Origin of the sequence: Actinomadura sp. NAK00032, assembly GCF_013364275.1 — a bacterium.
Classification (GTDB): Bacteria; Actinomycetota; Actinomycetes; order Streptosporangiales; family Streptosporangiaceae; genus Spirillospora.
Window position 1 is genome coordinate 2,878,082 of sequence record NZ_CP054932.1, and the last position, 25,380, is coordinate 2,903,461.

The following is a 25,380-nucleotide window of genomic DNA, read 5'->3' on the forward strand; positions in this document are numbered from 1 at the left end:
CAACAGGGGAGCCCTAACCTACGATGGCGCGCCCTGAGCAGGGAAGATCTGTCCCGGCCCGAGGTGGTCCGCCGAACGTGGGCCGAGCCGGCCGTTCGCCGCTTCTTCGGCCGCGGGTGAGGGTGTGGCGCGCAGGGGCGAGAAAACGAAAGTCCAGGTCAGGGCGAGGTTTTGCCGTCTATCTGCGCGTTCCGTGTTCGATGTGTAGCATTCCGTGTTCGTTGGCGGGTGGTGTGAGAGGGGAGTCGGTGGCGGGGTTTGTGCTGCGGCGAGTGCTCAGCCGCGCGGTGCTGGTCGTGCTCGCCGGGAGCCTCGCCTACCTGCTCGCCGCGGCCGTGCTCGATCCGCGGGCCGCGTTCGAGGGGCGGACACCGCGCCCGCCCGAGGCCGTCGTCGATGCCCGGCTCAGCGCTCTGAACCTGAACGACCGGACGCCGGTGCAAGACCGCTATGTGGTCTGGGTGCGGGGCGTCCTGCACGGGGACTTCGGTCGGACGCAGGAGGGCGAGCCCGTCAACGCCGAGTTATGGCGACGGCTCGGTGGCAGCCTCCGGTTGCTGGTTCCCGGCGGGGTTCTGGGAGGCGCGCTGGGGATTCTGGTCGGCGCGTACGCGGCGGCCAAGCGTGGGCGGGTTCCGGACAGGCTCGTCACGGGCGGGGCCTGCCTGCTGTTGGCCGTGCCTGTGTTCGTTCTGGCGGTGCTGTTACAGGCGGCTGCCGTGACGGTGAACGACGTGCTGGGCGTGCGCGTGTTCGTGTGGGTGGGGGAGGGCGAGCCCCGCAATTTTGCTGATCAGGCGCGGCATCTGCTGCTTCCGATGGCCACGATCGCGCTCGCGCAACTCGCTCTCTACAGCCGGTACCAGCGGGGGCTGATGCTGGACGTCCTGCGTGCCGATTTCGTGCGGACCGCGCGGGCCAAGGGGCTCTCGCAGCGGAGCGCCTTGCTGCGGCACGGGCTGCGTGCAGCGTTCGTACCGATGACCACGTACTTCGCCTATGCGTCCGGGCTGCTCATTCTCGGCGGGGTGTTCACCGAGAAGGTCTTCGGGCGGCACGGCATGGGCGAGTGGCTCGTCGACTCGATCGCGCGCGGCGACGTCAACGTGGTCGCGGCGATCGACTGCGTCGCCGCCTGCGTCGTCGTCTTGTCCGGGCTGGTGTCGGACGTCCTGAACGCCGCTCTCGACCCGCGCGTCCGGTCCGAGGGTGCGGCATGACCCGGCGGGGTGTCGTCGGGGTCGTGCTCCTGGTGGCGGTGTTCGTCCTGGCGTTCGCGGGGCCGCTCGTGGCGCCATGGCGCTGGGACGAGACCGACTTCGCGGCGTTCGGTCAGGGGCCGTCGGCGCGGCACTGGCTCGGGACGACGCAGAGCGGGCGGGACGTCTTCGCGCTCACCCTGCGCGGTGCCCAGAAGTCCCTGATCATCGGGCTTCTGGCCGCGCTGCTCTCGACGGGGTTCGCCGCCGTGGTCGGTTCTGTCGCCGGGTTCGCGGGCGGTCTGCTCGACCGGGCCCTGATGTGGGGCGTCGATCTCTTGCTTGTATTGCCGTCCTTCCTCGTGGTCGCCGTTCTGGCGCCGGGCGGGGCATGGCCGATGCTCGCGCCTCTGCTCGCCGCGTTCATGTGGATGCTCACCGCCAGGGTGGTCCGGGCGATGACGCTGTCGGTGCGCGAGCGCGAATACGTGCTCGCCGCCCGGTTCATCGGGGTGCGCACGTCGCGTGCGCTCGTCCGGCACGTCCTGCCGCAGATGGCGTCGCTGCTGGTCGTGGACGCGAGCCTCTCCGCCGGCGTCGCGATCGTCGCCGAGGGCGGGCTGTCCTTCCTCGGCTTCGGCGCCCGTCCGCCGGACGTCTCGCTGGGCACGATGATCGCGGAGGGGCGGGGCGCGGCGGCCGCCTGGCCGTTCCTGTCCGCCGCCGGGCTGCTCGTGCTGATCGTCCTCGCCGTGAACCTGGTCGGCGACGGGTTGCGGGACGTCCTCGATCCGCTGCGGGACGCGCGTTGACGGTGCTGCGCGTCACCGGCCTGACGGTCGATCTTCCAGGCGGCGTGCGCGCCGTACGCGAGGTGGACTTCGCGGTTCAGGCGGGGGAGGTCCTCGCGGTCGTCGGTGAGTCGGGGGCGGGCAAGACCGCGCTCGCTCTCGCCGCGATGGGGCTTCTTCCGGAGGGCGCCGAGGTCACGGGGTCCGTGCGGCTGCGCGGTGAGGAATTGATCGGGCGGTCTGACGCCGAGTTGTGCCGGGTGCGCGGCAAGGACCTGGCGATGGTGTTCCAGGAGGCGGCGCTCACGCCCGTCCGCACCGTGGGCGATCAGGTCACCGAGGCGGTGCGTGCCCATGTGAAGGTCACGCGGGCGGCGGCGCGTGCGCGGGCGGTGGAACTGCTGGATGTGGTGGGAATCGCCGCAGGGCGGGCGCGTGCGTACCCGCACGAGTTCTCCGGCGGAATGCGGCGCCGAGTGATGATCGCCATGGCCATCGCGAACAGTCCTGGAGTGATCCTGGCGGACGAGCCGACGGCCGGCCTGGACGTGACCGTCCAGGCACAGGTCTTGGACGTCCTCCGGACCGCGAAGGACACGACCGGTGCCGCGCTCGTGCTGATCACACATGACCTGCGGCTCGTCGAGGACTTCGCCGATCGCGTGATGGTGATGCGTGAGGGGCGGATCGTCGAGTCCGGGCCAGTGGAGCAGATCTACCGGGCACCGCGTGCGGCCTACACGATCGAGTTGCTGCGGTCCATCCCGCGCGTGGAGGGCAAGGCTGTGGAGCAGTCTCGGCCTGAGCGTCCTGTTGTGTTGCGCGTGGACGGCCTCGTCCGGCACTACCCCGTCTTCAAGGGGACGCTGGTGCGGCGGAGGGTCGGCAGTGTGCGCGCGGTGGACGGCATCGGCCTCGACGTTCGGGAGGGCGAGACCCTCGCGCTCGTGGGGGAGTCGGGGTGCGGTAAGACCACGACCTTGAGGGAGATCCTGCGGCTGGCACGGCCGCAGGACGGCCGTGTGGTCGTCCTCGGCCAGGACACGGCGTCGCTGAGCGCCGCCCGGCGGAAGGCACTGCGACGGGACGTCCAGGTCGTGTTCCAGGATCCGGCCGCGTCGCTCAATCCTCGGATGCGCATCGCCGACATCATCGCCGAGCCTCTGATCACGCACGGATTCCCGTCGTCCGGGATCGGAAGCCGCGTGGAGGAGCTGCTGGAGCTGGTGGGCTTGAAGGCCAACACCATACGGCGCTATCCCCACACACTCTCTGGCGGACAGAAGCAGCGTGTGAGCATCGCGCGGGCACTGGCTCTGGAACCGCGCCTGCTGCTCTTGGACGAGCCTGTGTCGGCCCTGGACGCGCCTGTGCAGGCGAGCGTCATGGCTCTGCTGGAAAGCCTCCGCGACCGCCTTGGCCTGGCGTACCTGCTCGTCGCCCACGATCTGGCCGTCGTCCACCGCATCGCCGACCGGGTCGCCGTCATGTACATGGGCCGCATCGTCGAGCTGGGGCCGACTCGCAAGGTGTACGACGCGCCGGCTCACCCCTACACGCGCGCACTGCTACGACACGACCCTCTGCACGGAGACACATCGGACCCGATGTCACCGCTCACTGGATGCCGTTTCCGTTCCCGGTGCCCTTGCTACGCCACGCTCGCCGAACAGGACGCTCGCTTGTGCGATGAACAGGATCCGGAGCCCTTGCAAGACCCAGATCGGTCGGTCGCCTGTCACTTTCCCCTCACCGGAGCAGAGGTCAAGCAGTGAAACGGATACTCGGCGCAGTTCTCCTGGGCATCGTGCTCATGACCGGCTGCGGCGACCTCGGCGGGCAGGACGGTGCGTCCGGGCGGTTGCCGGCCGCGGACGTCAACCCCGTCCCGCGCGACCGGATCGTGAACGGCGGCACGCTCCGCTGGCCGCTGCCGGAGTTCCCGTCCCAGTGGAACTTCAACCACGTCAACGGCACCAAGGGCGCGGTGGAACATGTCATCCAGGGCGTCCTGCCGCATCTAATGCGCGCTGACGAGAAATCCATTCCTCATCCCGTCCCGGAGTATCTGGAGTCGGCCACGCTGAAGCGCACCAGGCGAGGCCAGACCGTCACCTACAGGCTCAATCCCCAGGCCAGATGGTCTGACGGCCGTCCCATCGGATACGCCGATTTCGTCGCCCAGGCCCGTGCGCTTTCCGGACGCGACCGGCGTTACGAGGTCTCCACCGTCAGCGGTTACCGCCTGATCAAACGCATCGAGCAGGGCCCGCACGCAAACGACGTGAAGGTGACGTTCACCCAGACCTACGCCGACTGGCGGAGCCTGTTCAGCCCGCTCTACCCGGCCGCCGCCTACTCCACCCCACGCGCGTTCAACACCGGCTGGACGAACGCACTGCCCGTCACCGCAGGCCCGTTCAAAGTGCAGCGGATCGACCGCACCGACAAGACCGTCACCGTGGCTCGCGACCCGTCCTGGTGGGGGCCGCCGGCGAAACTCGACCGCATCGTCTACCGCGCCATGGACAGCAGCGCCATGCCCGGCGCGTTCGCCAATCACGAGATCGACCTGATGGACATCGGGCTGGACGCGAGTGCGATGCGACGCGTCCAAGGCGTCCCCGGTACCGACATACGCCGCGCGGGGGGACCCGACTGGCGGCACTTCACGTTCAACGCCGCTTCGCCCGTCCTGTCCGATGTGCGCGTACGGCGTGCGGTCATGCTGGGCATCGACCGGGAGGTCATCGCACGATCCGACCTGTCCGGCCTCGGGGTGCCGGTCCAGACCCTCGGCAACCACTTCTACGTCAACACCCAGAACGGCTACCGGGACAACTCGGCCGTCCTCGGCGGCTACGATCCCGCGCACGCCGGGCGGCTCCTGGACGAGGCGGGCTGGCGGCAGCACGGCAAGTACCGTGCCAAGGCAGGACGCACCCTCGCGCTGCGCTTCGTGGTGCCTTCCGGTGTTCCCATCAGCGCGCGCGAAGCGGAACTGGCGCGCGCGCTGCTCGAACGTATCGGTGTCCGGGTGGACATCCGGCCCGTCCCGGCCGACGACGCGCTCGACGCCCACGTGACGAAGGGCGACTTCGACATCGTCCCGTTCTCGTGGCTGGGCACCTCGTTCCCGGTGTCACCCATGAGGGCGGTGTTCGCTCGGCCGCACGGCGGCCGCGTCCAGCAGAACTACTCCCGCACCGGGACAGCCGCCATCGACGCGGCGATGGACCGGGCGATCGCGGAGACCGACCCCGCGAAGGTCCACGTCCTCGTGAACAGGACCGACCGGCTCATCTGGCGCCAGGCGTCGGTGTTGCCGCTGTACCAGCGTCCGCAACTCGTCGCAGCGCGCGCGGACCTGGCCAACATGGGGGCGTGCGGCTTCCTGGAGCCCGACTACCAGGACATCGGGTTCACCGCCCGCTGACCCCCATGCCGGACGGTCACGGGAAGGTGAGCTGGATGCCCTTGCGGTCGCTGGTGTAGCGCGCGTTCCACACGTACAGCCGCAGGTCGTCGCCGGAGATGCCCTCGTCGACCGGGAGGTCGGAGGCGATCCGCACGACGTAGGAGGCGCCGCCCGGCATCATCATGCTGCCGCTGTCGTCGACCGGCGGCTTCGCCCCGTCGATCCGGGCGGTGATCTTGCTGTGGTTCGGCAGCGTGCACATGTCGTCGGGGATGCCGGCCTGCGGCATGCAGCGCTCCTGCGCCGCCTTCGGGACCTGCGCCTTCGGCATGAACAGGTCGGCGGGGTAGTCGAGCAGGACGGGCCGCCGCTGCGTGTTGGTCAGGATGTAGTCGGCGTAGGCGTACGTCGTCCCGGACGGCGGCGCCTCGGTGGCGCCCAGGGGCTGCGCGTCCGTCCCGGCCTGGACGGCGGCGAGACTGTAGCCGTAGCCCTCGGGGGTCGTGAAGTTCACCGGCGGGCCCGCCTTCGGCGCGGGCACGGCCGAGCCCTGCTGCGTGCCGTCGCCCTGGCTGGCCAGGGTCGGCTGGGCGGTCTCCTCGGCGGCGTCCCCGCCGGGCCGCAGGAACACGATCCCGCCGGCGATCGCGGCGATGCCGACGGCGCCGGTGACGGCCCCGGCGAGGCCGAGCCGGCCCGCGGCGGTCTTCTTGCGGCGGCGGTGCGAGCGGTAGGGCTGGTAGCTGTTGGACATGGTGGTGCGTGCTCCCTCGGGCCTGCTCCAGGCTCAGTAAGCGCGTCCTGTCGAGCTGTCGTCGGCAACGGCGGCAGGCCACGATACCGGACGCCCGGAACGGCGGTGTTCCAGGCCGGCGGGTTACGAAATGCGCGCGACGAGGGCGTCGCGGCCGAGCCCCCGCAGAGAGGCGTCCAGCACCTGCGCGGTGTGCGCGACCGCGATGCCGGCGCCGCGCCGGCGCAGCGCGGTGGCGATCTGCATCGAGCAGCCGGGGTTGGCGGCGACCAGTAGTTCGGCTCCGGTGGCGTCCACGTTCACCGCCTTGCGGTCGCCGAGTTCACCGGCGGCCTCCGGCTGGAACAGGTTATAGGTTCCGGCGGAACCGCAGCAGATGTCCGGTTCGGCGATCTCCCTGACGGTCAGCTCGGGGATCGCGGCCAGCAGCGCCCGGGGCTGGCTGCGCACGCCCTGGGCGTGGGCGAGGTGGCAGGCGTCGTGGTAGGCGACGGTGACCGGAAGTGGCCGCCGCTCCGCGCGGGGCCCGAGTTCCGCGAGGTACTCGGCGAGGTCCCGGGTCTTGTCCGACAGCGCCTCGGCGCGCGCGGCCCAGGCCGGCTCGCCGGCGAGCAGCGTCCGGTACTCCTTCATCGCCGACCCGCAGCCCGCCGAGTTCACCACGATGACGTCGACGGACTCGAACGTCTCGATCGTCCGGCGGGCGAAGGCGCGGGCCTCCTCGGCCCGGCCGGAGTGCAGCGACAGCGCTCCGCAGCAGCCCTGGCCGCGCGGGATGAGGACGTCGCAGCCTTCGAGGGCCAGCACGCGGGCCGTGGCCGCGTTGACGCCGGGGAAGAACTCGCTCTGCACGCACCCGGTCAGCATCCCGACCGTGGCGCGTCGCCCGCCGCGCGCCGCGACCCGCTCGGGCAGCCGGGGCGCCTTCCCGAGCGGCGGCGCGAGCCGCTCCATCGCCGCGATGGACGGCGAAAGGCGCTCCAGGACGCCGCTCCGCCGGACGAGGCGCTCCAGACCCGACTTCTGGTACGCGCGCAGAGGGCCGCGCAGAGCACGGAGCCTCCGCTTGTACGGGAACAGCTGGAAGACCATCTCCCTGATGGCCCGTTCCTTCAGCGGACGCGGGTGCTCGTCCTCCACCTGGGTGCGGGTGACCTCGATGAGGCGGTCGTACTGGACGCCGGACGGGCAGGACGTCACGCACGCCATGCATCCGAGGCACCGGTCGAAGTGCTCGGCCATCGGCTCGTTGAGCGGTGCCCCCTCAAGGTGCTGCTGCATGAGGTGGATGCGGCCCCTGGGGGAGTCCATCTCCTCGCCCCACAGCACGTAGGTCGGGCAGGTGGGGAGGCAGAAACCGCAGTGGACGCAGTCGTTCAGGAGATTGGGGAGATCGTCCTGGGCGCTCATCAGATTCCTCCCACGAAACGGCCCGGGCACAGCCTGCGGTCCGGGTCGAACTGGTCTTTCACGCGCCGCATCAGAGCGAGCGCCGGAACCGGCCCCCACAGGTCGATCTCGCCGCGCACCTCTTCCGGCGCGTAGCGGACGACGGCGTGGCCGCGGTGCCGGGACAGGACGTCCCTCAGCCGCCCCAGGACGTCGGCCACCTCGTCCGGCGCCATCTCCGGAGGCAGACCGACGTGGCCGTTCCCGCTGGCGCTCCATGTGGCGGCGGCGTCCGGACCGAGCAGAGTGAGGACGTCGCGGAGCGAGGGCGGTGGTGCGCTGATGTCGATGAGGGTGGTGCCGTCCGGGTAGCGTCCCCAGCCGTCCGGTGCGGATTCGGAGATCTCGGCGTTCTCCCCAAGGAGTTGCTCGGTCTGCCCAGCGCGCGCGGCGACGCCCTCAGGTACGCCTTCCAGGAGCACCGAGACCGTCCCTGGGCCGATGTACTCGACCGCACTCGGCGCCACAGGGCAGTGGAGGACGCTCTGGACGGCGTCATGCGCGTCCTCCGGCCCGTTCACGGCGCACGTCACGTACGCGGACGCTGCCGGGATCGGATGCAGCCGGAAGGTGGCCTCCACGATCAGGCCCAGGGTCCCGTAAGAGCCGGAGAAGAGCCGCCCCAGGTCGTACCCTGCGACGTTCTTGACGACCTTGCCGCCCGACCGTGCGACCTGTCCGTCCGCCCGGACGACCGTCAGCCCGATGACAAGGCTCCGGGGCGTCCCGTACAGCGTGCGGAGCGGCCCTGCGGCGCCACTGGCGATCGTCCCGCCGACCGTGGAGCCGGGCAGAGGGACGTCCAGGGCGAGGCGCTGGCCGTGCTCGGCGAGGCTCTCGTTGAGCCGCTCCATGGGGAGCCCCGCCTCGGCCTTGGCGACGAGGTCGCCGGCCGTGTGCTCGACGAGCTTGTCCAGCCGGTGGGTGTCGACCAGCAGATCACAGCGTTCCGGAGGCGTCCCCCAGTCCAGCCGGGTCTCGGCGCCACGGGGAACGACCGCGAGCCCCTTCTCGGCGGCGACGCGCATGACGTCGGCGGCCTCGGCCAGGTCCTTCGGGGCGGCGACGAGGGCGGGCTCGACGCCGAGCACGCCTTCGGCGGGCTCGCCGGGGCGCACGTCGGCGCAGACCTTCGCCAGGGCGTCCAGGGGCCGCATCAGAAGATGTCCGCCTTTCCCTCGTACGGGTGGGGGCCCTTGCGCTTGCCGGGCACCTCACCGCAGAGCCGGGGCGTCGGGAAGACCTTGCCCGGGTTGCACAGGCCCGCCGGGTCGAATCCGCAGCGGACCATCTGCATCGTGTCCAGGTCGGCGTCGGTGAACATGCGCGGCATGTAGCGGGCCTTGTCGACGCCCACGCCGTGCTCGCCGGTGATGGAGCCGCCGTGCTCGATGCACAGGTCGAGGATCGCGCCCGAGACCTCCTCGGCGCGCTCCTCTGCGCCCGGCTCGGAATCGTCGAACAGCACCAGCGGATGCAGGTTGCCGTCGCCCGCGTGGAACACGTTCGCGACCCGCACGCCCGACTCCGCCGACAGCGCGTCGATGCTCGCGAGGACGTCCGGCAGCACCGTCCGGGGGATCACCCCGTCCTGGACGAGGTAGGCGGGGCTGATCCGGCCGACCGCCGCGAACGCGGACTTGCGGCCCGTCCAGATCAGCGCCCGCTCCGCGTCGTCGGCGGCGATCCGGATCTCGAACGCGCCCGCGTCCCGGCACAGCCGCTCCACCTCGGCGAACTGGGCCGCGACCTCGGCGTCCGGGCCGTCCAGCTCCACGATCAGCACCGACCCGGCGCCCGCCGGGTACTCGCAGCGCACCGCCGCCTCCGCCGCCTCGATGGCGAGCGCGTCCATCATCTCGATCGCCGCCGGCAGCACGCCCGCGCCGATGATCGCCGACACCGCGGTGCCGCCCGCCGTGATCGAGTCGAACGCCGCCAGCAGCGTCTGCACGGTCTCCGGCACCCGCGTCAGCCGCACCGTGATCTTGGTGGTGATGCCGAGCGTGCCCTCCGCCCCGACGAACACCCCGAGCAGGTCGTAGCCGGGCGCGTCCGCCGCCAGCTCCACCAGCTCGCCGTCCGGCGTGACGACCTCGCACGCCAGCACGTGGTGCGCGGTGAACCCGTACTTCAGGCAGTGCGCGCCGCCGGAGTTCTCCGCGACGTTGCCGCCGACCGAGCAGATCTGCTGGCTGGACGGGTCGGGCGCGAAGTAGTACCCGTACGGGCGGACGGCCCGCGTCACGTCCAGGTTGATCACGCCGGGCTCCACCACGGCCCGCTGCCCGGGGATGTCGATCTCCAGAACGCGGCGCATCCGGGACGTCACGATCAGCACGCCGTCGGTGCGGGGCAGCGCCCCGCCGGACAGGCCCGTCCCGGACCCGCGCGCCACGTACGGCACGCCCGCCGCAGCGCACTCGCGCACGATCGCCGCGATCTGCTCGGCCGTGTCGGGCAGCACGACGATCCCGGGCGTGGCCCGGTGGTTGGTGAGGCCGTCGCACTCGTACGTGCGCAGCCGCACCGGGTCGGTGATCACCCGTTCCGCCCCGAGCAGCGCTTCCAGCCGGGAATCGAGCGCCGTGAGCATGGACTCCACCTTTACCACCATCCTCCGCCCCCGACACCCCCGCAAGATCCGGAGCCGGACGGCCCGCGGGCCGCCCGGCTCCCTTCACGCGCCGCCCGCGCTCACGGGAACTGCTGGTAGGCGGGGGTCGTCAGGAACTCGGAGTACTCGTCCGCCAGGGTGACCTCCTTGAAGAGGGCGACCGCCTGGTCGTAGCGGGGCTCGTTGTACGCCTGCCCCAGCTCGGTGCGGATCTTGCCGAGCTCCTCGTCCAGGAGCTGCTCGACCCACTCCTTGGTGATCTTCCGGCCCTCGGCGGTGGCGACGCCGTTGTAGATCCACTGCCACACCTGGGAGCGGGAGATCTCGGCGGTGGCCGCGTCCTCCATCAGGTTGTGGATGGCGACGGCGCCGGCGCCGTCCAGCCAGGTGGCGAGGTAGCGCAGCGCCACGTCGATGTTGTTGCGCAGGCCGGTCTCGGTGATCTCGCCGGGGGTGTCCTTGACGTTGAGCAGGTCGGCGGCGGTGACGCGGACGTCCTCGCGGAGCCGGTCGCGCTGGTTCGGCTCGTCGCCGAGGACGCCGTCGAACACCTCGCGGCAGACGGGGACGAGGTCGGGGTGGGCGACCCACGAGCCGTCGAAGCCGTCGCCGGACTCGCGGGCCTTGTCGGCGCGGACCTTCTCCAGCGCGACCTTGTTGACCGCCTCGTCCCGGCGGGACGGGATGAACGCCGCCATGCCGCCGATCGCGTGCGTGCCGCGCTTGTGGCACGTCCGGACCAGCAGCTCGGTGTAGGCGCGCATGAACGGTGCGGTCATCGTGATCGCGTTGCGCTCGGGGAGGACGAACTCCGCGCCCCGGTCCCGGAACTTCTTGATCACCGAGAACAGGTAGTCCCAGCGGCCGGCGTTCAGGCCCGCGGAGTGGTCGCGCAGCTCGTAGAGGATCTCCTCCATCTCGAACGCGGCCGGGATCGTCTCGATCAGCACGGTCGCGCGGATGGTGCCGCGCGGGACGTCCAGGTGGTCCTGCGCGAGGTTGAAGGCGTCGTTCCAGAGCCGCGCCTCCAGGTGGCTCTCCATCTTGGGCAGGTAGTAGTACGGCCCCTTGCCCTTGGCCAGCTGGCGCCGCGCCGAGTGGAAGAAGTAGAGGCCGAAGTCGAACAGCGACCCGGACATGGGCTCGCCGTCGACCAGGAGGTGCTTCTCCTCCATGTGCCACCCGCGCGGCCGGACGACGATGGTCGCGAGCTCCTCGTCGGCCTTGAGCGCGTAGCTCTTGCCGGACTTGGCGTCGGTGAAGTCGATGGTGCGGTCGAGGGCGTCCCGCAGGTTGAGCTGGCCCTCGACCATGTTGTCCCACAGCGGCGTGTTGGCGTCCTCGAAGTCGGCCAGCCACACCTTCGCGCCCGAGTTGAGCGCGTTGATCGTCATCTTCCGGTCGGTGGGGCCGGTGATCTCGACACGGCGGTCCACCAGGCCGGGCGCGGGCTCGGCGACGCGCCAGGAGTCGTCGTCGCGGACGCCCGCGGTCTCGGGCAGGAAGTCGAGCGTGCCGCCCGCCGACAGCGTGCGCTGCCGCTCCGCGCGGGCCTCCAGCAGCTCCTTGCGGCGGGCGCCGAGAGCGCGCTGCAGGGCGGCGAGAAGGCCGAGCGCCTCGGGGGTCAGGATCTCCTCGTAGCGGTCGCCGAGGGGTCCGGTGACCTCGACGCCTTCCAGTGCGGCCATCTGCCTTGCCCTTTCGTATAGCGAAATTCGACTTCTGTTATGTGGAGAACCGTACTCGGCGGTGCGAGCCGCGGTCAAAGCGGGTATCCCTTGCGAGACCTCCCCGCGCGCGCTTGCGTCAACCCAGGGGGAAACAGAGGGATAAGCAGGTGACCTCTGGGGACGGGCGTGAGACGATCGCCGGGAAGATACGGCCGCGAGGCGGCGTTCTACCGAGGACATATGACTGAACCTTTCTCTGCAGACCAGACCCAGACCCAGACTCAGATCCAGGACGACGTCGAGTACGAGCCCATGACGGGCGAACTCGACCTGGAGGACCGCCGGGCACTGCGCCGCGTCGCGGGCCTGTCCACCGAGCTGACCGACGTCACCGAGGTCGAGTACCGCGCCCTGCGGCTGGAGCGGGTCGTCCTCGTGGGCGTCTGGACGGACGGCACGGCCGCGCAGGCCGAGAACTCCCTGCGGGAACTGGCGCTGCTCGCCGAGACGGCGGGCTCGCAGGTGCTCGAAGGGCTCGTCCAGCGCCGGTCCCGCCCCGACGCCGCCACCTACATCGGCTCCGGCAAGGCCGCGGAGCTGCGCGACGTCGTGATCTCCACCGGCGCCGACACCGTCATCTGCGACGGCGAGCTGGCCCCGAGCCAGCTGCGGCACCTGGAGGAGACCGTCCAGGTCAAGGTCATCGACCGGACCGCGCTGATCCTGGACATCTTCGCCCAGCACGCCAAGAGCCGCGAGGGCAAGGCGCAGGTCGAGCTCGCGCAGCTCAACTACCTGCTGCCGCGCCTGCGCGGCTGGGGCGGCAACCTGTCCCGGCAGGTCGGCGGACGCGCCGCGGGCGGCGTCGGCATCGGCGGCCGCGGCCCCGGCGAGACCAAGATCGAGCTGGACCGGCGGCGGATCCGCACCCGGATGGCCAAGCTGCGCCGGCAGATCGCCGAGATGGGCAAGGCGCGCGACACCAAGCGCGGCGAGCGCCGTCGCCACCAGGTGCCCGCCGTCGCCATCGCCGGCTACACCAACGCCGGCAAGTCGTCCCTGCTCAACCGGCTCACCGGCGCGGGGGTGCTGGTGGAGGACGCGCTGTTCGCCACCCTCGACCCGACCGTCCGGCGGGCCGAGACGCCCGGCGGCCGCGCCTACACCCTCGCCGACACCGTCGGGTTCGTCCGGCACCTGCCGCACCAGCTGGTGGAGGCGTTCCGGTCGACGCTGGAGGAGGTCACCGACGCCGGGCTGATCCTGCACGTCGTGGACGGTTCCGACCCCGACCCCGAGTCGCAGATCGACGCCGTCCGCGAGGTGCTGCGCGAGATCGGCGCGGACGCGATCCCCGAGATCATCGTGATCAACAAGGCGGACGCCGCCGACGACCTCGCGGTCGCGCGGCTGCGGCGCCGCGAGCCGCACAGCGTCGTCGTGTCCGCCCGCACCGGGTTCGGCATCGAGGAGCTGCGCGCGGTCGTCGAGGCCGACCTCCCGGGGCTGGAGAGCGAGCTCCACGCCCTCGTGCCGTACGAGCGCGGCGACCTCGTCGCGCAGGTGCACGAGCGCGGTGAGGTGCTCAAGCAGGAGCACGTCGCCGAAGGCACCGTCCTGCACGCCAGGGTGCCCGCCGGTCTCGCGGGGGAGCTCTCCCAGTACGAGACCGTGGCCCCGACGGCCTGACCTCGGCCCACCGGGCCCCGCCACGGGCCCGGTGGGTTTTCGGGTGCTCTGAGACCGGCTTCGATCCCGTCCGGAACAAGCGGAAGCATCGTTCGCGTCGCCGAACGGTGACAGCTTGTCCAATCCGCTTGACGGTTCGGTTGAAATCCGTACGGTCTTTAGCACTAGGGGCGGGGTGATGGCTGTCGATGCGCTACGACGAGAGGTTGTCGGACGGGCCTTCGGTGCACTACCGTGACGAAACCGATATCTCCGGTCTCGTTGCCAGCGGTGGTCGCCCGGCCACCCGACCCTCCATCGGCGAGTCGCCGGCGCCCGGCCGGTGTTTCGGATCGAGAGCAGGTGGCCATGGCAGGTCCGAACACTGGAACGAGGGCGAGCGGCCCGCTTCATCCCGCGCGGCTGCGCGCACGGCTCGATCCAGGTCGGTGACGCCATGACCGTACGGCTGTTGACGAACATCGGCAGGCTCTGGACGGGCACCGACGTCTGCAGCAACGCCGCGGTCCTCATCCACGACGACCGCATCGTCTGGGCCGGCCCCGCCTCCGACCTCCCGCAGAGCGTCCCCGGCATCATCGACGACATCGTCGACGTCGACCACGTCGAGAACCTCGGCGGCGGCCTCGTCACCCCCGGCCTCATCGACGCGCACTCCCACCCCGTCTACGCGGGCAACCGGTGGGCCGAGCTCGCCATGCGCACCAGCGGGTCGTCGCACTCCGCCATCGCCGCCGCGGGCGGCGGCGTCAACTCCACGGTCACCGTCACCCGGGGCACCGACCCCTGGACGCTGTGCAACGGCGTCCGCGAACGGCTCCGCCAGTGGATCCTCGCCGGCACCACCACCGTCGAGGCCAAGACCGGCTACCACCTCACCCGCGACGGCGAGCTCGCCGACATCCGGATGCTGCGGTCGCTGGAGGGTGAGCCGTCCATGCCGCGCATCCACGCGACGTTCCTCGCCGCGCACATCCTGCCGCCCGAGTTCTTCGGCCGCCGCCGCGACTACATCGAGGCCGTCCGGCTGTGGGCCGGCGACGCCGCCGTGGCCGGCGCCGACTCGATCGACGTCTACTGCGACGAGGGCCACTTCACCGCCGAGGAGGCCCGCGCCCTGCTGCTCACCGGCAAGCGCGCCGGGCTGAAGGCCCGCATGCACGCCTGCGCCAACGAGCGCGTCGGCGCCGCGCAGGTCGCCGCCGAGGTCGGCTGCGCGTCCGCCGACCTGCTCACCCAGGCCAACGACGACGACATCAAGGCGCTCGCCCACGCCGGCGTCACCGCCACCGTCTGCCCCGGCAGCTCCCTCAACAGCAGCCGCGCGCCCGCGCCCGTCCGGCAGATGCTCGACCGCGGCGTCACCGTCGCCCTCGGCACCGACCACAACCCCGGCCAGTGCGGCATCACCTCGATGCCGCTCGTCATCGGGCTGTCGGTCGCCATGTTCGGGCTGAGCGTGACCGAGGCCCTGCGCGCCGCCACCCTCGGCGGAGCCGCCGCCCTGCGCGTCGGCGACCGCGGCTCCCTCGCGCCCGGCATGCTCGCCGACATCGTGCTGTGGGACGCCGACCACGAGGGCGCGTTCGCGTGGGCGTTCGGCCTCCGCGCCCTGCGCATCTGGCGCGGCGGCGTCCCCGTCCAGCCCTGACGCGCCCTCGGTGTCGCCACCCACCGCGGTCGCGGTCGTCACGGATTCCACCGCCTACCTCCCGCCCGGCCTCGCCGAACGGCACGGGCTGACCGTCGTCCCGCTGCAGATCGCCGTCGGCGGCGCCACCCGCGACGAGGCCGACATCAGCACCGCCGACGCCGCGCGGGCGCTGAAGGAATGGCACCCCATCACCACGTCGCGCCCGGCCCCGGAACGCTTCGCCCGCGCCTACGAGACCGCCGCCTCCCGCGGCGCCCGCCACATCGTCTCCGTGCACCTGTCGTCCGCCCTCTCCGGGACGGTGGAGGCCGCCCGCCTCGCGGCCCGCGACGCCCCCGTGCCCGTCACCGTCATCGACAGCGGGACCATCGGCCTCGGACTCGGCTTCGCCGCCCTCTCCGCGGCGTCCGCGGCCCTGTCGGGCGGCACCCCGGAATCCGCCGCGTCCGCCGCCGTCCGCCGGGCCGAACTCACCCGCTCCCTCATCTACGTCGACACCCTCGAACACCTGCGGCGCGGCGGCCGCATCGGCGCCGCCGCCACCCTCCTCGGCTCCGCGCTCATGGTGAAGCCCCTCCTGGACATCGCCGATGGACGGATAGCGCCGCTGGAGAAGGTCCGCACCTCCTCGCGCGCGCTCGCCCGGCTCGAAGAACTCGCCGTCGCCGAGGCCGGCGACCGCAGGGTCGACCTGGGCATCCAGCACCTCTCCGCCGCGTCCCGCGCCGAGGCCCTGGCCGTCCGCCTGCGCGAACGCGTCCCGCACGTCGAGGACGTCTACGTAGGCGAGGTCGGCCCGGTCATCGGCGCCCATGTCGGCCCCGGCATGCTGGGCGTGGTCGTGGCGCCCCAGCTCTGACGCCGGGAGTTATCCACAATCACCGAACCGGCCGCGGCCACCGCCCGGCCGTCCTTAGCGTCGGCTGCCATGAGCCCCGACGCGCACGCCCGCCTCCACGCCCTCATGGGCAAGGTGAAACCGCCCGACACACCGCTGCCGCGCGCGACCCCCGAACGCTCCCACGTCCGGACGCTGGTCGTCATCGGCGTGATCGCGGCCCTGGTCGCGGCCGGCTACCTGTGGCTGGCACGCCCGCGCCCCCGGGAGCCCGCCGCCCCGGTGGCGGCCGCCACGCTCACCCGCCCCACCGTCTCGGCCCGCCCTGCGGCGGCCTCCTCGGTGGTCGTGCACGTCCTCGGCAAGGTCAAGCACCCCGGCGTGATCACACTGCCGTCCGGGTCCCGCGTCGCCGAGGCCATCAAGGCGGCCGGCGGCGTCCGCGCCGACGCCGAGACCGGCACGCTCAACCTCGCCCGCAAGCTCGTCGACGGCGAGCAGATCCCGGTGGGCGTCCCCCGGCCACCGCAACCGGCCGCGTCCCCCGCGGCGTCCGGCGCGCCGCTCGACCTGAACACCGCCACCGCCGACCAGCTGGACGACCTCCCCGGCGTGGGCCCCGTCCTCGCCCAGCGCATCGTCGCCTACCGCACCGAACACGGCGGCTTCCGCTCGGTCGAGCAACTCCAGGAGGTCAGCGGCATCGGAGCCCGCCGCTTCGCCGACCTGAAACCCAAGGTCCGCGCATGATCCGCGACATCAGACTCCTGGCCCCCGCCCTCGCCACCTGGCTGACGGCCGCCACGACCCTCTCCTTCCCCCCACCCCTCACCTACACCCTCGCGGCAACCGCGGCCCTGACCTCCCTCTACCTACTGACCCGCCGCCGACCAGCCGCCCCGCACAACCGCCCCGGGGCGGGCGGGTGGCGGGTCGTGGTCGGGGTCGTGTTGGCGTGTGCGGCGGCGTCGGCGTGCGGGGTGGCGCTGCGGACGACCGCCGTCACCACCGGTCCCGTGCGCGACCTCGCCCGTGCGGGACGGTTCGCGGCGGCCGAGGCGGTGGTCACCGGCGACCCGCAGGCCAAGCCGGGCCACGGCCGGCGGATGGTCATCGTCCGGGCGCGGGCGGAGGCGGTGGAGCGCACGAAGGTCCGCGTTCCGGTGCTGCTCATCGCGGGCGACCCCGGCTGGCTGCGCCTCGTCCCCAGCCAGCGGGTGCGGCTGCGCGGCCGGTTCGCGCCGCCCGACCGGACGGGCCTGCTGGCCGCGGTCGTGATCGTCCGGGGGCCGCCGTCGGTCCTCGGCCCGCCGTCCGCACCGCAGCGCGCCGCCGAGCACGTGCGGGCCCGCCTGCGGGCCGCGGTCGACCGGCTGCCGCCCGACCGGCGCGGCGTGCTGCCCGGGATGGTCGTCGGCGACACCTCCCGCCTCGACCCCGCGCTGGCCGAGGAGTTCCGGACCGCCGGGCTCACCCACCTCCTGGTGGTCTCCGGCGCGAACCTGGCGATCGTCACCGGGGCGGTCCTCGGGCTGTGCCGCCTCGCCGGCCTCGGCCGCCGCCGCGCCCCGCCCGTGGCCGTCCTCGCGGTGCTGGCGTTCGTCGTCGTCGCGCGGCCGGAACCGAGCGTCCTGCGGGCGGCGCTCATGGGCGTGATCGGCCTGCTCGCGCTGCTCACCGGCCGGGAGCGCCACGGGCTCCCCGCGCTGGCCGCGGCCGTCCTCCTCCTCGTCCTGATCGACCCCGAACTCGCGCGCTCGTACGGCTTCGCGCTGTCGGTCCTCGCGACGGCCGGGCTGCTGGTCCTCGCACCGTCCTGGCGGGAGCGGCTCGCCCGCCGGCTGCCCGGCCCCGTCGCCGACGCCCTCGCGGTCACGGCCGCAGCCGAGGTCGCGGTGGCGCCCGTCCTGGTCATGCTCTCCGGCGAGGTGGGCGTCGTCTCCGTCGCCGCGAACCTGCTCGCGGCCCCCGCCGTGGCCCCCGCCACCCTCCTCGGCGCGCTCGCGGCCGTGACCGCGCCCGTCTCGGTGCCCCTCGCCCGGCTGATCGTGTGGCCCGCGGGCCTGGCCGTCGGCTGGATCATCTGGGTCGCCCGCACCGCCGCGGCGCTCCCGTACGCGACCATCCCCTGGACGGGCGGCGGCCTCGGCGCCCTGGCCCTGCTCGCGGCGGGCGCGGTCGCGCTCCTGATCCTGCGCGGCCGCCGCCTGCGCCTGCTCGCCGCGGCGGCCCTGACCGGCGTCCTGATCGCGGTCGTCGCCATCCGCGCCATCGCCCCCGGCTGGCCGCCGCCCGGCTGGCAGATGGTCGCCTGCGACGTGGGCCAGGGCGACGCCCTCGTCCTGTCCGCCGGCCCCGGCCAGGCAGTCATCGTGGACACCGGCCCAGAACCCGCCCCCGTCGACCGCTGCCTGCGGCGCCTCGGCATCGAGGACATCCCGCTCGTGATCCTCACCCACCCGCACGCCGACCACGTCAACGGCATGCCGGGCGTCCGCCACCGCCGCAGGGTCCACGAGGTGCTCACAACACCCCTCAGCCCGGGCCGCGAAGCGCGCTACACCACGGGCCTCACCACCCGCCACGCCGAACCGGGACAGCAGTGGCGCATCGGCGACCTGACCCTCTCGGTCCTGGCCCCGCTCAGCTCCGCCCACACCCTCTCCCCGAAGGACGACGGCACCGTGATCAACAACGCCAGCGTCGTCCTCGTCGCCCGAAGACCGGGCTTCAGCGCCCTCCTGGCCGGCGACATCGAAGTGGACGCGCAACGCGCGCTGGAGGCCGGCGTCCCCCGTGTCCAGGTCCTGAAGGTGCCGCACCACGGCTCCCGAAGCCAGGACCCCGGCTTCCTGGCCGCCGCCCACGCGTCCATCGCCCTGATCTCGGTCGGCGAGCACAACGACTACGGCCACCCGTCCGGGGCGACCCTGGGCCTCCTCCACCGCCTCCACACCCAGATCCACCGCACCGACCAGGAAGGAGACATAGCCATCGTCCGCACCGCGACCACCGTCACCGCCATCTCCCGCAATTGACCAGAGCCCGCCCCAGCCCCCACGCCCAACCCACCGCCCCTGAAACCCCAACCCGCCGCCCCTGAAACGCCAACCCGCGCGGACCTCGACCCCGCGCGGACCTCGTTCCCGCGCGGACCTCGTTCCCGCGCGGACCTCGTTCCCGCGCGGACCTCGGCCGTGTCCGAGGCCTGGCCTCGCCCGGAGCCTGGCTGTGTCCGGAGCTGGGCGTGTCGGGCGTCTGGGCGAGTTCTGGGCTCAGCCCGTCCGGAGCTTGGGCGTGTTTGAAGTTTGGGCGTGTTCGGGGCTTGGTCTTGCTCGGGGGCCGGCTGTGCTCGGAGGCTGGGCGTGTCCGGGGCTCAGCCCGTCCGGAGCTTGGGCGTGTTTGAAGTTTGGGCGTGTCCGGGGCCTGGCCTCGCTCGGGGGCCGGCTGTGCTCGGAGCTTGGGCGGGGCCGGAGCTTGGGGGCGGGTGGTTGGTGGGTGGCGCGGAGGGGGAGTGGGGCGTGGCATGCTGGCGGGGTGTCGGTTGAGCCCATTGTTCTGGTCGTCGGGGACGAAGAGTTGCTCGTGGAGCGGGCGATCGGGGATGTCGTCGCGTCCGTGCGGGCGGACGACCCGGATACCGAGGTCATCGATCTCGCTCCGGGCGGGCTGGAGCCCGGGCGGATCTCGGAGCTGACGTCGCCGTCGCTGTTCGGGGGCGGGAAGGTGCTGGTGATCCGGTCGGCGCAGGACCTGGGCAAGGACCTCACGGCCGAGGTGCTGAAGTACGCCAAGAACCCGGCGGACGAGGTCGTGCTCGTGGCCGTCCACCCCGGCGGGGCCAAGGGCAAGGCGCTGGTGGACGGGCTCACCAAGCTCAAGGCGCGCAAGGTGTCGTGCCCGAAGGTCGCCAAGGTCGGGGAACGCGTCGACTTCGTCAGGGCGGAGATCCGCCGGGCGGGCGGGAAGATCTCGGCGGACGGTGCGCGCGGGCTGATCGACGCGGTGGGGAACGATCTGCGCGAGCTGGCGGCGGCGTGCAGCCAGCTGGTGGCCGACACCGGGGGAAAGGTCGACGACGCGGCCGTCGCCCGCTACTACCGGGGGCGCGCCGAGGTCAGCGGGTTCACGGTGGCGGACAAGGCCATCGAGGGGCAGCTCGCCGAGGCGCTGGAGCAGCTCCGGTGGGCGCTCGCCACCGGGGTGGCGCCGGTGCTGATCGTCAGCGCGCTCGCTCAGGGCGTGCGGGGGCTGGCGAAGGTCGGCGGGGCGCCGCGCGGGGCGCGGGGCGCGGCACTGGCGAAGGAACTGGGCATGCCGCCGTGGAAGATCGACCGGGTGCAGCGGCAGCTGCGCGGCTGGTCCGGAGACGGCGTCGCGCGGGCGCTGGCCGCGGTGGCAACAGCGGACGAGCAGGTCAAGGGCGGCGCCGCCGACCCCGCGTACGCCCTGGAAAAGACCGTCGCCCAGATCGTCGCCGCCCGCGGCTGACCCCGAGGCTCGGCGGCCGGCTCACGAGGCGTGCGTCGGCTCAGGGGGTTTCGGCCTTGGCTTTCAGGCCGTGGGCTTCCATTGTTACGTAGCGGCGGGAGAGGCGGCCCAGTAGGAGGGCGAAGAGGGGGGCCAGGGGGCCTTTTTGGTCGAGGGTCAGGCGGACGGTGGCGCCGTTCGGGGCCGGAGTGATGTCGTGGACCGCGGTCGTGGTGACGCCGGGGGAACGGGACTCCCAGGTGAAGGTCTCGTTCTCGGTGAAGGCGGTGACGGTCCAGACGGCGGCGGGGATCTTCGGCTGCTGGACGCGGGCCCGGCTGGACAGGCCGAAGGGCCGGTCGAGGATCTCGACGCGGTCGATCGACGCGGTCATCTCGGGCCAGCGCTCGACGTCCTTCAGGAGGTTCCAGACGGTCTCGGGGGCGGCGGCGATGTCGACGGAGATCTCGAAGTGCACGGCGTGCTCCTCACGGCGGTGCGGACGGTGGCCAGCAGGTCGGTGACCAAGGGGTCGTCGGCGCGGTCCGGCAGATGCAGAGCGTAGTAGGGGACGGCGGGCAGGTCGATGATCTCGCGGGCGGTGAGGCCCGGCGGCGGGGGCACGCAGCCGTTCACCACGGCCAGGCCGATGCGCAGCGAGACGAAGTGCAGCATCAGCGGCCAGCCCTCGGCCTCGACGGCGAGCGTCCACGGGACGCCGGCGGCGCGCAGCGCGCGTTCGAGGGTGATGCGGTGCGGGCCGGCCGGGGGCGGGACGATGAGGTCGGCGCCCGCGAGGTCGGCGAGGGTGAGGCGCCCGAGCGCGGTGAGCGGGTGGTCGTCCGGCATGACCAGGATCTGCGGGTAGGACGCCAGTGGTTCGGTGCGCACGTCGGTCGGCAGGACGTCCAGGACGGCGACGCCCACGTCGGCGCGGCCGGTGCGGACGGCGGTGAGGGTGCGGGCGCGGTCGCCGTTGATCAGGCGGACCCCGGTGCGGACGGCGTCGCCGAGCAGGTACAGGTAGGCGCCCTCGCCGGCGGCCAGGGTCGGGAGGCGGGACGGGGCGGTGCCGTGGACGGCGTCGAGGAACGCCGACATGCGGGCGTCGAGGTCGCGGGCGAAGCGGGCGACCTGCTCGCCGGCGGGGGTGAGGGCGAGGCGGCGTCCGTGCCGGGTGTAGAGGGGGCGGCCGAGACTCTCGGACAGTTTCCGCACTTTGACGTGGAGGGCGGGCTGGGAGATGTGGAGTTCGTCGGCGGCGCGGGTGAAGTTGAGGTGGTCGGCGAAGACCGCGAAGGAGGCGAGCGCGTCGGTGGAGAGCCGACTCAGATCCATAGCCGGGAACTATAGCCGGGTGGGTCATTGATAGTTCTGCTTTAGGGGTGGGGCCCCGAGAGTTGAGGCATGGACATCGAACCTCGGCTCGGCGTTGATTTCGGCCGGGTCGTGCACGGGGGGCTGCGGGCGCCCGGCGACGACGACACCGCGTTCTTGGACGGCAGTTTCGAAGACGCTCTGGCATCACCGGCGACCGATGGCGTCTACGAGGTGCTGCCGGGGCTCATCGACGCCTTCGAAGGGCGCGCCTGGATCATCTCCAAGTGCGGTGAGCGCATCCAGAAACGGACACTGGCATGGCTCGACCACCATGACTTCTATGCCAGGACGGGTCTGCCGAAGGAGAACGTGCGCTTCTGCCGGAAGCGGGCGGACAAGGCAGGCCACTGCGCGGAACTCGGCATCACGCACATGATCGACGACCGGCTGGACGTGCACCGGGCCATTCGCGACATCGTCCCCCACCGGTATCTGTTCGGGGCGGAGAAAGGCCCGGAATGGGTGCGGCTCCTGCCCGACTGGGCGGCCGCGGAGATCATTCGCGCAGATATTCGGGCGGCACGGCCCCGGTCAGCCACACCCCGTTCGCGCTGACCCGGAACTCGTGCCCGTCCGCGGCCATCCGCCCGGACTCGACGACCAGGACGACGGGCCGGCCGCGGCGGGCGCCGACGCGCCGGGCCGTTTCGCGGTCGGGGGACAGGTGCACGGCGTGCCGGCCCATCGGCAGGAGCCCGTCGCGCAGGATCGCGGCGACGGACGTACTCACCGTGCCGTGGTAGAGGAACTCCGGCGGGGATACCGATGGCAGTTTCAGGTCGACCGGGACGGAATGGCCCTGGACGGCCCTGATCCGGTTTCCCTGCATTTCGTAGCGCTTCTTGTCGTTGACGCTCACGACATGTTCCAGTTCGGAACGCGTCAACGCGAAGCCGTGCCGGGACGCGGCGGCGAGGAGTTCGGTGACGTCCGCCCAGCCCTCGGGGTCGAGCGCGAGCCCGATCCGCTCCGGGCGGTGCCGCAGATGCTTGGCGAGATACTTGGAGACCTTCACCACGCGGCGTTCGTCCATGGGCCCGGACATGCGTCGGGGCCGGCGCGCGGAACGGCCGGCCCCTAGCGTGCGGTTCTACTTGGCCTGCAGGGCGGCGGCCTGCTTGGCGATCGCCGACTTGCGGTTGGCGGCCTGGTTCTTGTGGATGACGCCCTTGCTGACGGCCTTGTCGAGCTTGCGCGCGGCGCTGCGCTGCGCCTCGACGGCGGCGTCGGCGTTGCCGGCCTCGGCGGCCTCGCGGAACTTGCGGATCGCCGTCTTCAGCTCGGACTTGACGGCCTTGTTGCGCAGGCGGGCCTTCTCGTTCTGCTTGTTGCGCTTGATCTGGGACTTGATGTTAGCCACGTCGTAGTGCCTCAGCTTGGTTGCGATCCTGGCCTGCCACCGGCAGGTTCTGACGAGTGTCTGGACGGGGGCGGGACGGTGCCCCCGGGGCACGACGCTACGCCACACGCAGTCGCACAGCTTACCAATCACCGGGGCCCGCCCCAAACCGGGCCGTGCACGGAGCACCGCGCCCGGCATGGGACTATGGAAGCACACATATCCATGTCCACCTGTGAGTTTTGCGAACGGACCCCGGTGCCAGCGCCCCAGCCCGACAAGACCGATCCCGCGATCATCCGCAACTTCTGCATCATCGCGCACATCGACCATGGCAAGTCGACCCTCGCGGACCGGATGCTGCAGTTGACGGGTGTGGTCGAGGACCGCCAGATGCGCGCCCAGTACCTCGACCGCATGGACATCGAGCGCGAGCGCGGCATCACGATCAAGAGCCAGGCCGTCCGGCTGCCCTGGACGTCCGGCGGCGTCGACCACGTCCTCAACCTGATCGACACGCCCGGCCACGTCGACTTCTCCTACGAGGTGTCGCGGTCGCTGGCGGCGTGCGAGGGCGCGGTCCTGCTGGTGGACGCGGCGCAGGGCATCGAGGCGCAGACCCTCGCGAACCTGTACCTGGCGATCGAGGCCGACCTGCACCTGATCCCGGTGCTGAACAAGATCGACCTGCCCGCGGCGCAGCCGGACAAGTACGCCGAGGAGCTGGCCGGGATCATCGGCTGCGACCCGTCGGACGTGCTGCGCGTGTCGGGCAAGACCGGCGAGGGCGTCCGCGAGCTGCTCGACAAGATCGTCGCGGAGGTGCCGGCGCCGGTCGGCGACCCGGACGGGGCCGCCCGCGCGCTCATCTTCGACTCGGTGTACGACACCTACCGGGGCGTCGTCACCTATGTCCGGATCGTGGACGGGCACCTGTCCCGCCGCGAGAAGAGCCTGATGATGTCGACCGGGGCGGCGCACGAGACCCTGGAGGTCGGCGTGATCTCCCCGGAGCCGAAGCCCGTGCAGGGCCTCGGCGTCGGCGAGGTCGGCTACCTGATCACCGGGGTGAAGGACGTCCGGCAGGCGCGGGTCGGCGACACCGTGACCATCGCGTCCCGGCAGGCGGCCGAGCCGCTCGGCGGGTACCGCGACCCGAAGCCGATGGTGTTCTCCGGCCTGTACCCGGTGGACGGCGACCAGTACCCGGAGCTGCGCGACGCGCTCGACAAGCTGCGGCTGAACGACGCCGCGCTGGTCTACGAGCCGGAGACGTCGGCGGCGCTCGGGTTCGGGTTCCGCTGCGGCTTCCTCGGCCTGCTGCACATGGAGATCGTCCGCGAGCGGCTGGAGCGGGAGTTCAACCTCTCGCTGATCTCGACCGCGCCGAACGTCGTGTACCGGGTCGTCATGGAGGACGGGACGGAGCACACCGTCACCAACCCCAGCGAGTTCCCCGAGGGCAAGATCGGCTCCGTCCACGAGCCCGTGGTGAAGGCGACGCTGCTGTCCCCGTCCGAGCACATCGGCGCGATCATGGAGCTGTGCCAGGGCCGCCGCGGCGTGCTGCTCGGCATGGACTACCTCTCGGAGGACCGCGTCGAGATCCGCTACACGCTGCCCCTCGCCGAGATCATCTTCGACTTCTTCGACCAGCTGAAGTCGCGGACGCGCGGGTACGCCTCGCTCGACTACGAGCCCAGCGGCGAGCAGGAGTCCGACCTCGTGAAGGTCGACATCCTGCTGCAGGGCGAGTCGGTGGACGCGTTCAGCCAGATCGTCCACCGGGAGAAGTCCCGCGAGTACGGGCTGATGATGACCTCCAAGCTGAAGGAGCTCATCCCCCGGCAGCAGTACGAGGTGCCCATCCAGGCCGCGATCGGCGCCCGGATCATCGCCCGCGAGAACATCCGCGCCATCCGCAAGGACGTCCTCGCCAAGTGCTACGGCGGCGACATCTCCCGCAAGCGCAAGCTGCTGGAGAAGCAGAAGGAGGGCAAGAAGCGGATGAAGACCATCGGGCGGGTGGACGTCCCGCAGGAGGCCTTCGTCGCCGCCCTGTCCACCGGTGGCGGCGGCGACGCCGACAAGGGCAAGAAGTAGGAGCAGCCC

The 25,380-nt window shown here is 72.0% G+C and carries 21 protein-coding genes; 12 read left to right on the forward strand and 9 right to left on the reverse strand.

Translation table 11 applies throughout. The features are described from left to right. Window positions 1-248 precede the first annotated feature (248 nt). Genes HUT06_RS13485 through HUT06_RS13500 form a run of 4 tightly spaced genes read left to right on the forward strand, consistent with a single transcriptional unit; the run spans window position 249 to window position 5,426 of the window. Window positions 249-1,220, forward strand: coding sequence for an ABC transporter permease (locus tag HUT06_RS13485; protein ID WP_176196032.1), 972 nt, complete (start codon window positions 249-251; stop codon window positions 1,218-1,220). Continuing rightward, window positions 1,217-2,011: an ABC transporter permease gene (locus HUT06_RS44535; RefSeq protein WP_176196033.1), complete on the forward strand. Its 795-nt coding sequence runs from the start codon at window positions 1,217-1,219 to the stop codon at window positions 2,009-2,011. The genes HUT06_RS13485 and HUT06_RS44535 overlap by 4 nt, the downstream gene beginning before the upstream one ends. A 2-nt stretch (window positions 2,012-2,013) precedes the next feature. Continuing rightward, window positions 2,014-3,765 (forward strand): ABC transporter ATP-binding protein, encoded by a 1,752-nt coding sequence (locus HUT06_RS13495; protein ID WP_254715751.1) that lies wholly within the window; start codon window positions 2,014-2,016, stop codon window positions 3,763-3,765. After that, entirely contained in the window at window positions 3,762-5,426 is a 1,665-nt protein-coding gene (locus HUT06_RS13500; protein WP_254715160.1) for an ABC transporter family substrate-binding protein, read from the forward strand. The genes HUT06_RS13495 and HUT06_RS13500 overlap by 4 nt, the downstream gene beginning before the upstream one ends. A 16-nt stretch (window positions 5,427-5,442) precedes the next feature. Here the strand turns inward: HUT06_RS13500 and HUT06_RS13505 are convergent, their stop codons facing one another. From HUT06_RS13505 to aceB, 5 genes are all read right to left on the reverse strand, one after another. Next, entirely contained in the window at window positions 5,443-6,162 is a 720-nt protein-coding gene (locus HUT06_RS13505) for a hypothetical protein (RefSeq protein ID WP_176196035.1), read from the reverse strand. Window positions 6,163-6,285: 123 nt separating this feature from the next. After that, entirely contained in the window at window positions 6,286-7,572 is a 1,287-nt protein-coding gene (locus tag HUT06_RS13510) for a (Fe-S)-binding protein (RefSeq protein ID WP_176196036.1), read from the reverse strand. Next, entirely contained in the window at window positions 7,572-8,768 is a 1,197-nt protein-coding gene (locus HUT06_RS13515; RefSeq protein WP_176196037.1) for an FAD-binding oxidoreductase, read from the reverse strand. Before HUT06_RS13515 ends, HUT06_RS13510 begins: the two co-directional genes overlap by 1 nt. Beyond that, window positions 8,768-10,207, reverse strand: a complete 1,440-nt coding sequence (locus HUT06_RS13520; protein WP_176196038.1) for an FAD-linked oxidase C-terminal domain-containing protein — start codon at window positions 10,205-10,207, stop codon at window positions 8,768-8,770. The genes HUT06_RS13515 and HUT06_RS13520 overlap by 1 nt, the downstream gene beginning before the upstream one ends. 101 nt (window positions 10,208-10,308) lie before the next feature. After that, window positions 10,309-11,916, reverse strand: coding sequence for a malate synthase A (aceB, locus tag HUT06_RS13525; protein WP_176196039.1), 1,608 nt, complete (start codon window positions 11,914-11,916; stop codon window positions 10,309-10,311). A gap of 294 nt (window positions 11,917-12,210) precedes the next feature. Between aceB and hflX the strand changes: the two genes are divergently transcribed. The 6 genes from hflX to holA all read left to right on the forward strand — a co-directional run bounded on the left by hflX (window position 12,211) and on the right by holA (window position 20,570). Next, the gene (gene hflX, locus HUT06_RS13530; RefSeq protein WP_254715752.1) at window positions 12,211-13,587 is read left to right on the forward strand and encodes a GTPase HflX; all 1,377 of its coding nucleotides are present in this window, start codon (window positions 12,211-12,213) and stop codon (window positions 13,585-13,587) included. A 436-nt stretch (window positions 13,588-14,023) separates the two neighbouring features. Continuing rightward, the gene (gene hutI / locus HUT06_RS13535) at window positions 14,024-15,238 is read left to right on the forward strand and encodes an imidazolonepropionase (protein WP_131939124.1); all 1,215 of its coding nucleotides are present in this window, start codon (window positions 14,024-14,026) and stop codon (window positions 15,236-15,238) included. A 10-nt stretch (window positions 15,239-15,248) separates the two neighbouring features. Next, window positions 15,249-16,100: a DegV family protein gene (locus HUT06_RS13540; RefSeq protein ID WP_176196041.1), complete on the forward strand. Its 852-nt coding sequence runs from the start codon at window positions 15,249-15,251 to the stop codon at window positions 16,098-16,100. Between the two features lie 69 nt (window positions 16,101-16,169). Beyond that, window positions 16,170-16,829, forward strand: a complete 660-nt coding sequence (locus HUT06_RS13545) for a ComEA family DNA-binding protein (RefSeq protein ID WP_217711300.1) — start codon at window positions 16,170-16,172, stop codon at window positions 16,827-16,829. Continuing rightward, window positions 16,826-19,117 (forward strand): ComEC/Rec2 family competence protein, encoded by a 2,292-nt coding sequence (locus HUT06_RS13550; RefSeq protein WP_176196042.1) that lies wholly within the window; start codon window positions 16,826-16,828, stop codon window positions 19,115-19,117. Before HUT06_RS13545 ends, HUT06_RS13550 begins: the two co-directional genes overlap by 4 nt. A 499-nt stretch (window positions 19,118-19,616) precedes the next feature. Further along, complete coding sequence (gene holA, locus HUT06_RS13555; protein ID WP_176196043.1) at window positions 19,617-20,570, forward strand: DNA polymerase III subunit delta; 954 nt, start codon at window positions 19,617-19,619, stop codon at window positions 20,568-20,570. Window positions 20,571-20,610: 40 nt separating this feature from the next. Here the strand turns inward: holA and HUT06_RS13560 are convergent, their stop codons facing one another. Together HUT06_RS13560 and HUT06_RS13565 are read right to left on the reverse strand one after the other, a co-directional pair. Beyond that, window positions 20,611-21,027 (reverse strand): SRPBCC family protein, encoded by a 417-nt coding sequence (locus tag HUT06_RS13560; RefSeq protein WP_176196044.1) that lies wholly within the window; start codon window positions 21,025-21,027, stop codon window positions 20,611-20,613. Next, window positions 20,967-21,887, reverse strand: coding sequence for a LysR family transcriptional regulator (locus HUT06_RS13565; protein ID WP_176196045.1), 921 nt, complete (start codon window positions 21,885-21,887; stop codon window positions 20,967-20,969). The genes HUT06_RS13560 and HUT06_RS13565 overlap by 61 nt, the downstream gene beginning before the upstream one ends. Window positions 21,888-21,956: 69 nt before the next feature. Here HUT06_RS13565 and HUT06_RS13570 point away from each other — a divergent pair, with 69 nt between their 5' ends. Next, window positions 21,957-22,484, forward strand: coding sequence for a hypothetical protein (locus tag HUT06_RS13570; protein ID WP_176196046.1), 528 nt, complete (start codon window positions 21,957-21,959; stop codon window positions 22,482-22,484). Here the strand turns inward: HUT06_RS13570 and HUT06_RS13575 are convergent. Then, complete coding sequence (locus tag HUT06_RS13575; RefSeq protein WP_176196047.1) at window positions 22,426-22,962, reverse strand: RNA 2'-phosphotransferase; 537 nt, start codon at window positions 22,960-22,962, stop codon at window positions 22,426-22,428. The genes HUT06_RS13570 and HUT06_RS13575 overlap by 59 nt on opposite strands. Window positions 22,963-23,019: 57 nt before the next feature. Then, on the reverse strand, window positions 23,020-23,289 hold the full coding sequence (gene rpsT, locus HUT06_RS13580; protein WP_176196048.1) for a 30S ribosomal protein S20: 270 nt from the start codon (window positions 23,287-23,289) through the stop codon (window positions 23,020-23,022). A 204-nt stretch (window positions 23,290-23,493) separates the two neighbouring features. Here rpsT and lepA point away from each other — a divergent pair, with 204 nt between their 5' ends. After that, complete coding sequence (gene lepA / locus HUT06_RS13585) at window positions 23,494-25,371, forward strand: translation elongation factor 4 (protein ID WP_176196049.1); 1,878 nt, start codon at window positions 23,494-23,496, stop codon at window positions 25,369-25,371. The last annotated feature ends 9 nt before the right edge of the window (window positions 25,372-25,380 follow it).